Here is a 4,381-nt window from a genome sequence, read left to right on the forward strand (position 1 = left end):
CGGTTTGATTTCGGTGTGTTGCGTGCTCGGGCGGTGGCGGGTGAGTTGCCGGTGTTGTTGCGGGATGTGGTGCGGGTGCCGCGTCGGGTGGTGGCGCGGTCTTCGGCCGGTGAGGGTGGGCCGACGCTGGCCCAGCGCCTGGCCACCCTCAACGAGACCGAACAGCTCAACGCCCTGCTGGACCTGGTCCGCGGCAACGCCGCCGCCGTCCTAGGACACTCCTCCGTGGACACCATCAAGGCGACACAACAACTCAAGGAGGTCGGCTTCGACTCGCTCACCGCGGTGGAACTCCGCAACCGCCTCACCGAGGCCACGGGCGTACGACTGCCCGCCACCCTCGTCTTCGACCACCCCACGCCCACCGCACTCGCCGAGCACCTGCGGGACCGACTCGACCTGAAGGCAGGAGCGCCCACCCCGGCCGTGCTCCTCGAACTGACCAAGCTGGAAAAGACACTGACGGCGAGCGGCGTGAACGCCGAGGTGCACGCACAGGTCTCGGCACGGCTCAGGACGCTCGCGGAACGCTGGGACGGCCTCCTCGCAGACACCGAGGACAACCCCGACGGCGAAGCGGCGCTCGACATCGACTCGGCGACCGACGACGAGATCTTCGACCTGATCGACAAGGAACTCGGCCTGTCCTGAAGGCCGTCACCGCTCACTCGACGACAACACGGCCGACCTCACAACGGAGAGGCTCACAGGGAGAGTCATGTCCAACGACGAAAAGCTGCGCGACTATCTCAAGCGAGTACTCGCCGATCTGCAGCAGACGCGCAAGAAGCTCCGCGACCTCGACGCGGAGGCGACGGAGCCGATCGCGATCGTGGGGATGGCATGCCGGCTGCCGGGCGGTGTCACCTCGCCCGCGGAGTTGTGGCGGCTGGTCGAGGACGGCACCGACGCGCTCACCGGTTTTCCGGCCGACCGCGGCTGGGACCTGGACAACCTTTTCGACCCGGACCCCGGCCACACCGGCCGCACCTACGTCGACCAAGGCGGATTCCTGACCGGGGCGGGCGACTTCGACGCCGAGCTGTTCGGCATCTCGCCCCGGGAGGCACTGGCCGTCGACCCGCAGCAGCGGCTGATGCTCCAGGTGTCGTGGGAGGCGTTCGAGCGGGCCGGGGTCGACCCGACCTCGCTGAAGGGCCAGGACGTCGGCGTCTACTCGGGCCTGATGTTCCACGACTACGCCGACGGCGTCGAGGAACTTCCCGACGGACTGGAGGGCTACTTCGGGATCGGCAACTCCGGGAGCGTGCTGTCCGGACGGGTCTCCTACGCCCTGGGGCTCGAAGGGCCCTCGGTCACCGTGGACACCGCCTGCTCCTCCTCGCTCGTCGCCGTGCACCTGGCGGCCAGGGCCCTGCGCGTCGGCGAGTGCAGCATGGCCCTCGCCGGCGGCGTCGCCGTCATGTCCAGCCCCGAGGTCTTCGTGGACTTCAGCAGGCAACGCGGCCTCGCGCCGAACGGCCGCTGCAAAGCCTTCTCCGACTCCGCGGACGGAACCGGACTCGCCGAGGGCGCCGTCGTCCTGCTGCTGGAGCGGTTGTCGGATGCGCGGCGTCATGGGCGTCGGGTGTTGGCGGTGGTGCGTGGGTCGGCGGTGAACCAGGACGGTGCGTCGAACGGGTTGACGGCGCCGAACGGTCCGTCGCAGGAGCGGGTGATCCGTGCGGCGCTCGCGAGTGCGCGGTTGTCGGCGTCGGATGTCGACGCGGTGGAGGCACACGGTACGGGTACGACGCTGGGTGATCCGATCGAGGCGCAGGCGCTGCTGGCGACATACGGGCAGGAGCGGTCGGCCGAACAGCCTTTGTGGCTGGGGTCGTTGAAGTCCAACGTCGGGCATACCCAGGCGGCTGCGGGTGTGGCCGGCGTGATCAAGATGGTCGAGGCGATGCGGAACGGTGTACTGCCGCGGACGTTGCATGTGGATCGGCCGTCGTCGCATGTGGACTGGACCTCGGGTGCAGTGGAGCTGCTGACGGAGGCGCGGGAGTGGCCGCAGTCGGACGGGCCGCGGCGTGCGGGGGTGTCGTCGTTCGGGGTGAGCGGCACCAACGCCCACGTCATCCTGGAGCAGGTCCCCGAACTCATCGACACTCCCCCGGAAGAAGCAGAGAAGCCGGCGCCCGCCGTGGTGCCCTGGCTGGTCTCCGGCCGCGGCACCGGAGCGCTCGCCGCACAGGCCGCGCGGCTCGCGACCTTCCTGCGCGAGGAGGGCGACGTGCCCGCCGCGGACATCGCCCGCGCCCTGGCGTACACACGTGCCCAGCTCGACGACCGCGCCGTCGTCCTGGCCGCGACACCGGCCGAGGGGCTCGCCGGGCTCGACGCCCTCGCCGACGGCCAATCGGTACCCCACGTCGTCACCGGCACGGCGGACGTCGAGGGCAAGAAGGTGTTCGTCTTCCCCGGCCAGGGCTCCCAGTGGCTCCGCATGGGTCTCGAACTCCGCGAGCAGTCACCGGTGTTCGCCCAGGCGCTGGACGATGTCGCCGAGGCCCTCGCACCCCACATCGACTGGTCGCTCCTCGACGTGCTCGCCGGTGCTGACGACGCACCCACGCTGGACCGGCCGGACGTCGTCCAGGTCGCGCTGTTCGCCGTCATCGTCTCCATCGCCCGGCTGTGGCAGCACCACGGAGTGACACCCGACGCCGTCATAGGCCACTCCCAGGGTGAGGTCGCCGCCGCCCACATAGCCGGCGCGCTCTCGCTGGAGGACGCCGCCCGCGTCGCCGCCGTACGCAGTTCCACGGCCGTCGGCAGCCTCGCGGGCAGCGGAGGACTCGCCTCCCTCGCCCTCTCCCGCGAGCAGGCCACCGCGCGCATCGCACGCTGGGAGGGCCGGATCGAGCTGGCGGCCGTCAACAGCCCCACCGCGGTGGTCGTCGGCGGAGTGCCCGAGGCCCTCGACGAACTGGTCGCGGAACTCCAGGCCGAGGACGTGCCGGCCCGCCGCGTCGACTCCGCCGTCTACGCCTCGCACACCTCGTACGTGGAGAAGGCCAAGGACGACATCCTCGCCGCGCTCGCCGACGTCAAGCCGGCGCAGCCCGTCGTCCCCTTCTTCTCGACCTGCGACGGCGCATGGGTGAACGGAGCGAGCTTCGACGCCGCGTACTGGTACCGGAACCTGCGCCAGACCGTCGACTTCGCCGGCGCCGTCGAAACGCTCGTCGAGGAAGGGTTCCGCGTCTTCGTGGAGCCCAGCCCGCACCCGGTGCTGACCACTGCCGTCCAGGCCGTCCTGGACCAGCACGAGGACGTGTCCGCCGTGGTGAGCGGATCCCTGCGCCGCGACGACGGCGGAACCCGCCGGTTCCTCGAATCGGTCGGCCGGCTCCACACCTCGGGCGTACCCGTCGACTGGTCCCCGGCCATCGGCGCGAGCGCGCCACCCTATCCGCACCTGCCGACCTACTCGTTCCGCACCCAGCGCTACTGGCTGGCGCCCGAACCCGGCGCAGGTGTCAGCGGCGACGCGGGCGCCTTCGGCCTGGTCCCCGCCGAGCATCCACTGCTCGGCGCGGTGACCGGGGTCGCGGACGGCGGCGGGCTGCTGTTCTCCAGCCGGCTGTCCCTGGCCACCCATCCCTGGCTGCGCGACCACGCCGCCTCGGGCGTCTGCCTGCTGCCCGCCACCGCGCTCCTCGAACTCGCCGTCCGCGCGGGCGAGGAAGCCGGACAACGGGTCGTGGACGAACTCGTCATCGAGTCTCCGCTCCTGCTGCCCGCGACCGGCGGGGTGCACCTCCAGGTCACCCTGAGCGAACCGGACGCCTCGGGCCGCCGCGCGGTCGCCGTCCACTCCCGCCCGGACGACGCCCTCACCGACGCGCCGTGGTCCCGGCACGCCAGCGGATTCCTGGCCCCGGCCGGCCCGCCACCCGCCACCGACCTCGCTCAGTGGCCCCCGGCCGGTGCCGAACCCGTCGAGCTGTCCGGCTTCTACGAGGAGTTGGCGGAGCGCGGATTCGAGTACGGTCCGGCGTTCCAGGGGCTGAAGGCGGTGTGGAAGCGGGGCGACGAGGTCTTCGCCGAGATCGAACTCCCCGAGGAGCAACTGCCGGACGCGGGCCGCTACGCGCTGCATCCCGCGCTCCTCGACGCCGCCCTCCAGGCCACCAACTTCACGGGCATCCCCGACCCGGAGCCCGGCCACATGCTGCTGCCGTTCGCCTGGAACCAGGTCAGCGTGCACGCGACCGGCGCCTCCGTCCTCCGCCTGAAGGCGACCCGGTCCGGGACCGACGGCTTCTCGCTGCTGGTCGCTGATGGGGTGGGGGTTGTGGTGGCGGAGGTGGGGTCGTTGGTGTTGCGGCCGATTGGTGTGGGTGAGTTGTCGTCGGTGGGGGTGGGGGTG

At 71.3% G+C, this 4,381-nt stretch carries 2 protein-coding genes; both read left to right on the top strand.

Annotation, left to right across the window (positions count from 1 at the left end):
- Positions 1-651 (top strand): phosphopantetheine-binding protein (locus tag ACFY2B_RS46040; RefSeq protein ID WP_390769027.1); only part of this gene is annotated, 651 nt, incomplete at its 5' end.
- Between the two features lie 67 nt (positions 652-718).
- A partial coding sequence (locus ACFY2B_RS46045) for a type I polyketide synthase (protein WP_390769028.1) occupies positions 719-4,381 on the top strand: 3,663 nt, incomplete at its 3' end.

Source organism: Streptomyces sp. NPDC001270, assembly GCF_042896695.1.
Lineage (GTDB): Bacteria > Actinomycetota > Actinomycetes > Streptomycetales > Streptomycetaceae > Streptomyces.